Source organism: Bartonella sp. ML69XJBT (genome assembly GCF_028618515.1).
Taxonomy (GTDB): Bacteria; Pseudomonadota; Alphaproteobacteria; order Rhizobiales; family Rhizobiaceae; genus Bartonella.
Map to the genome: position 1 here is coordinate 1 of NZ_JAQITB010000069.1, position 3874 is coordinate 3874.

General features: G+C 46.1%; 3 protein-coding genes and 1 pseudogene. All 4 read left to right on the forward strand.

The features are described from left to right. On the forward strand, positions 1-691 hold a 691-nt coding region (locus tag PVV68_RS09720), incomplete at its 5' end, for a phage tail protein (protein ID WP_273782987.1). A 7-nt stretch (positions 692-698) separates the two neighbouring features. Continuing rightward, positions 699-1835, forward strand: coding sequence for a phage tail protein (locus PVV68_RS09725; RefSeq protein ID WP_273782988.1), 1137 nt, complete (start codon positions 699-701; stop codon positions 1833-1835). A 12-nt stretch (positions 1836-1847) separates the two neighbouring features. After that, complete coding sequence (locus PVV68_RS09730; RefSeq protein ID WP_273757214.1) at positions 1848-2069, forward strand: hypothetical protein; 222 nt, start codon at positions 1848-1850, stop codon at positions 2067-2069. 33 nt (positions 2070-2102) lie between these two features. Next, positions 2103-3874: pseudogene (locus PVV68_RS09735) on the forward strand (hypothetical protein); the annotation flags it as partial.

Sequence of the window (3874 nt, forward strand, 5' to 3'; positions counted from 1 at the left end):
GGCGACAGAGTTAGGAGCTATTCCTTTATTGGGAGGAGAAATCCAACAGGGTTGCATTTACAGTTTAGCCTATGATGAATCGCTTGCAGGTTGGCATTTGCTTAATCCAACCCCTGTATTATCTCCCTTAGATTTGACCAAGGCTCTTTATCCAGCAGGCTTTATAGGGACGTTTGCTATGCAAGCAATCCCTAGTGGTTGGCTATTATGTGATGGGAGTGCGTATTCACGAAGTTTTTATAGCGATCTTTTTGCAGCGATAGGAATAACATGGGGAAGTGGCGATGGTATTAGGACCTTCAATATCCCCGATTTACGGGGAATGTTTTTACGTGGTTTTGATGATGGTCGCAATATTGATACGGGACGTAGCTTTGCGAGTGTCCAGCCAGATTTAATTCAATCCCATCAACATGAAGTTCATAAGGTATCCGTTTCCGATATGGATGATGATGATGATGACCGTTATTGGCATGGGCGTATGACAGCTTTATGGGGTCATGCGCTTAATCATGATCAGATATCGACAGTTTCTGAAGTTTCTGGAGTAAGCGAAGAAGATATAAGGGTCTATGATGTTGTAGCAGTTCCTTTTCAGACGCCTCCTATGCAAGATCTTATGGCATCAAGGGATAGTGAGAGCGAAACGCGTCCCATCAATGTATCGGTAGTTTTTGCGATAAAGACTTGAGGGGAACATGGCAGATATTTATGATTGGTCTTTAACGGCATCAGAAAACGCTGGTGCAGATAATATGATTAACTGGTCAGAAGGGCAAGCGCCCCATACAGTTAATGATAGTGCACGTGTGATGATGCAGCGTGTGAGGGAATATTTATCGTGTAGTGGAGGAGGGTTTGATGGCGTTGTTAAGGTTAATGATTTAACGCAAAGTAGCAGGATCATTTTCGAGAATTCTGTATTTTCTGGATATCAAGATGGCTTTGTTTTGCGCTTTAGGGCGGTTGGTTGGAATTTTGGCAGAACGACGGTTTATCGAGAGGGGCTTCCCGCTAGACCGGTTTATAAGGCAACAGAAAACGGCTTATCGCCTCTTGATGGAGGAGAAATCCACCATGGCTGTTTCTATAGTTTAGTGTATGACGCCTCCCTTTCGGGGTGGCATTTACTCAATCCTACGATAAGAAAATCTTTATACTTAAGAGGCTTACCTACGGGCTTTATAGGTTGCTTTGCGATGGAAAGGTTGCCTTCTGGTTGGTTGTTGTGTGATGGTCGTTCCTATTCACGGGATAAGTATCGTGATTTGTTTGCAACCATAGGGACGCTCTGGGGGCATGGTGGAGATGATACAACGTTTAATGTCCCCGATTTGCGCGGCATGTTTTTGCGTGGTTTTGATTATTTAGGTTCTGTTGATAGAGGGCGTGATTTTGCCAGTGTGCAACAGAGTTCTCTGAGAGATCATGAGCATAGTGTTGATTTTTCTTCTCCCACAGAGAGCAATTCAAGGACGCGACGCGATAGTTCTTCATTAGGTTCGAGGAGCCAAAGGAGTATTATTGTAGATTATGAAGTTTTAGAGAGAGATGATGAGGAATGTTTAGGTTTAACAGGAGATGCTTTAAAGGAGTGTAGCAGGGAATTTGACCAAATTACCTCTCCTGCATCTGAGGAACACGCACCTCAGATGGGGAAGGTGTATACCTCGCATCCTTTTTTCTTGAAACATGAACGGCTTAGTATGAATAAAATCCCTAATCAATCAGGAGAAGATTTAGGCATGCATGATCATCTTATTGGTATAAGAAAGTTTGGAGGCGTTGAAAGCCGCCCGATAAATGTGAGTGTTGTTTATGGGATAAAGACCTGAGGAGGAGAATGCATGTTATCGAAACCCTTTGCGATATCAGAGATTAGCGACCCGTCCCAAGTACGGGTTGTTTTGTATTCAGGGGATCATTTTGTGCATGCCCCGCTTAATAGGATTGTTGATTTGTTGAAAGATGCTTTGAAGTCAGAACTTGAAGGCAGGCTGCAAGGATTAGAAGAGCGGTTAAGGGCATTAAGTGTCGAGTTAGAAGAGCTGAAAGAGTGTTCATTATAAGTATTGGTTTGAAGAGATATAAGGAAGAAAGAGATGGGGATACCAAATCATACGCATGAATATCAGATACCGGTAGCGACGAAAGAAGAGATCATAGAGGGTGTATCACAAGATACGGTTGTTGTTCCCAATTTACTAGGAACAGCCAGTCTTTATAGTTATGAAGTTTTTGCGACGGCGGAACAGGGTGTGCAGGCACAGCAGGCATCAGAACGCGCGCTAGGATTAGCAACGACAGCCAAGCAGATAGCGGATGCGGCGAAAAGAGCAGCGGAGGATGCAAAAGAGTTATCGGATGGAGCAGCGGTCACGGTTGGAGAAGCTTTGACGAGTGCCGCTAGAGCGGTGACACTCGCCAATGAATCGAAGACAGTTGCAGATGAGGCATTGAGAGAGGGACGAGAAGCGCAAAGCAAAGCGGATGGTGCGGTAAGAAAATCGGAAAATGCGCATGAGACAGCCTCCAGAGCGATGAGTGAATCTGGAGCAGCTACGAGAGCAGCTGAAGACGGGAAGAGTATGTCTGAAGAGGCGAAACAAGATGCAAGAGCAGCCAAGCAATCGAGTGAAGAGGCGGTAGGTAGAGCCAATGAGGCAAAAAGGTTAGCAGAACAAGCTGCTACGAATGCCAATACAGCCAAGAACACAGCCGAAGGTGTGAAAGCGAGCATTGAACAAGCAGAACAAGGACTAAGAGAAGTTAAGCAAGAACTGTTGACGGCTGCAAAGATGGCAAAAGAAGCAGAACAGACGGCAGCAGAGACGAGGCAAGTAGCAGCGACAGCAGTAGCGACGTGTCATGAGGTAAAGCAAACAGCCCTTACAGCAACGAGCACAGCAGCAACAGCCAAGCAAACGGCAGAAGAAGCAAAGGGGCTAGCAGAGGGAGCATCTACGACAGCTAATAATGCCAAGGGCGTTAGTGAAACAGCGCTGACAGCAGCCAATCGAGCAGATCAGAAGGTTACAGAGATAAGAGAGAGAGCAGCAGAAGCCAAGGGATTAGCAGAAGAGGCAAAAGGTTTAGCGGAAAAAGCGAGTACAGATGTAACGTCAAGCACTGCAGTAGCAACTCAAGCACAAAAGACAGCAGAACAAGCATTAACAGAGGTCACAAGCGTTAAGGCAATTGTCTCTAGAGCAGAGACGACGTCAGGAGAAGCGAAGAGTGCATCAAGCGAAGCCAAACAAGTTGCAGAAACGGCAAGAGTTAAGGCATCAGAGGCGCAAGACAATGCAACAGAAGCGATAAAGTTAGCCAATGAAGCGAAGGTAGCGGCAGAGCAATCGGTGCGTTTAGACGGTGAAGCTCTACGAGGCGGAGAAGCGATTAAGATCTTGGCGGAAGATGCGAAGAGCAAAGCGGAAACTGCACAGAGTGTTGTGCAAGAAGTAAAAGAGACGGCATCACAGGCGTTGAGCGTAGCCAATGGAGCGAATGCAACATCAGAAACAGCGGTAAACACGGCGACAGAGGCAAAGGGGCTAGCAGAGGGAGCATCTACGACAGCCAATGAAGCCAAGAATGCAAGTGAAGCGGCGACAGCAACAGCGCGTAATGCGAAAGAAAGTGTTGAGAGAGCCATTTCAGAGGCATCAGATGCGAAGAACAAAGCAGAAGAAGCGAAACAATTAGCATCAGAAGCAAAAGATGCGTCTTCAAATGCTCTCACGGCTTCTACAGAAGCGAAGGATCAATCTTCACAGGCTATCACCTTAGTTAATGAAGCAAAAGGTGTTAGTGAAGAAGCCAAGAGTTTATCGGAAAAAGCGAGAGCAACCTCTACAGAGGCACAAAGGGTAGC

Excerpts from the sequence above, each read along its gene's own strand:
- PVV68_RS09725 (WP_273782988.1), top strand. The coding sequence starts at position 699 with ATGGCAGATATTTATGATTGGTCTTTAACGGCATCAGAAAACGCTGGT.
- PVV68_RS09730 (WP_273757214.1), top strand. The coding sequence starts at position 1,848 with ATGTTATCGAAACCCTTTGCGATATCAGAGATTAGCGACCCGTCCCAA.